2 protein-coding genes are annotated in these 1,361 nt (G+C 47.5%); one reads left to right on the top strand and one right to left on the bottom strand.

Annotated features, from left to right (window positions below):
* Positions 1–261 precede the first annotated feature (261 nt).
* The gene (locus tag PX481_RS25210) at positions 262–999 is read left to right on the top strand and encodes a PEP-CTERM sorting domain-containing protein (protein ID WP_288027300.1); all 738 of its coding nucleotides are present in this window, start codon (positions 262–264) and stop codon (positions 997–999) included.
* Positions 1,000–1,172: 173 nt separating this feature from the next.
* Here PX481_RS25210 and PX481_RS25205 read toward each other — a convergent pair.
* The coding region (locus PX481_RS25205; protein ID WP_288096690.1) for a DUF3067 family protein at positions 1,173–1,361 on the bottom strand (189 nt) is incomplete at its 5' end.

Raw genomic sequence — 1,361 nt, 5'->3', positions numbered from 1 at the left:
GTAAGCTAAACGGCTTTTACTTCGGATCACCGATATAGACTCCAAAAGGGTTATAGCTGTTGGATCATGCAGGTTAAGCGCCGTTTAGCTTATGCGACGGTGGTGGAAGCAGAAACTTAAATCGTGAGGTTTAGGAATCGCCGCACTTTTAGGGCGGCGAGGATGTCAATAACTTGACATTTCATCTGGCCGAGGTTATAACTATACTAGAGTGCGTAGTATCCGTACTTTGCCCTAATAAAAAGTAACAAACCACTTAAAATGATCACAAACATCTCTAGACGACTAACCACTGGCGCTCTTGCTATCGCTGGCAGCGTTGCCGCTTTCGGCTTTGCCAATACTGCCCCCGTCCAAGCGCAGGCGGTGGATTGTTTCCCACAAAGTTTCAACAATTTCAAGGACAATCCTTGCCGGAAAGGGGACAAGTTGTTTACACACATCAACTCATCTGGCAGTGGTATAAATAGCCCGGGCAATTTTCTGACCATTACGGAAACCGTGCTGCCCTTGGGCGATTTGCACACCTTCACCTTCACCCCAGCTAACCCTCTGACCAGTTTAAGTGGCGTTTATGTCATAGATTACACGATCGAGATCGTTGATGACCCCGACACTCCCGACAACGAACTTTTGACGAAGATGTTCGAAGCATTCAGCGCTGGCTATACCACAACTGGCCAGACTGACTCCGGTGTCTCTCTGAACCAGACGGTTTGGTCAGATGCTTTCGGCGGGTCGAGTTTGGTCGGAACCTCGGAGGCCAAAAGCTCTAGTATTGGTGGCACTGGCTCTCCTGGCCTAACGGTTCCAATTGCTCCGAATATCCTGAAACTTTACGTCAGAAACACTTTCTCTGTCTCTGATGTTGACGGATCACTTAACAGTATCACCAACGATTTCAGACAAAAATCCATTGTTAAAACCCCCGAACCTTCTGCTATCCTCGGTATCTTAGCCGTTGCTGGTGTTGGTGCTTTCGCTCGTCGCAAGAGCTAGTCACTGCCATTGAATCAAAAGCAAGCGTTAAGGTTAAGCTTAACGCCTTTTTTTGTGTCTAGAGAAGGGGATGGGGGAGTGGGGGGTTCGAGCATTTGTATTAAAATATCCAATACGCAATTTAAATGCAGTATACTGTTCACTTAACAATCCCACTGGTCACTGATAATTGATCACTGATCACTGATCAGCCATTCCGAGGCCCTTTCACCTAAATCTAGGGCCAGACTAACCGCTTTACCGAGACGGGGACGCTCGCGGGTTTCGCGGATAAAAGCTTGAAATTGACTAAAACCACCCCATTCGTGGAGATAATTAGCGATCGCATTGAGATGTTCCAGATATTCAGACTCGGAGAGGGG

The sequence above is a fragment of the Microcystis sp. M53603_WE2 genome (genome assembly GCF_030065435.1).
Note: the sequence above shows the minus strand (reverse complement) of the source record. Positions and strands in the feature narration are given on the sequence as shown.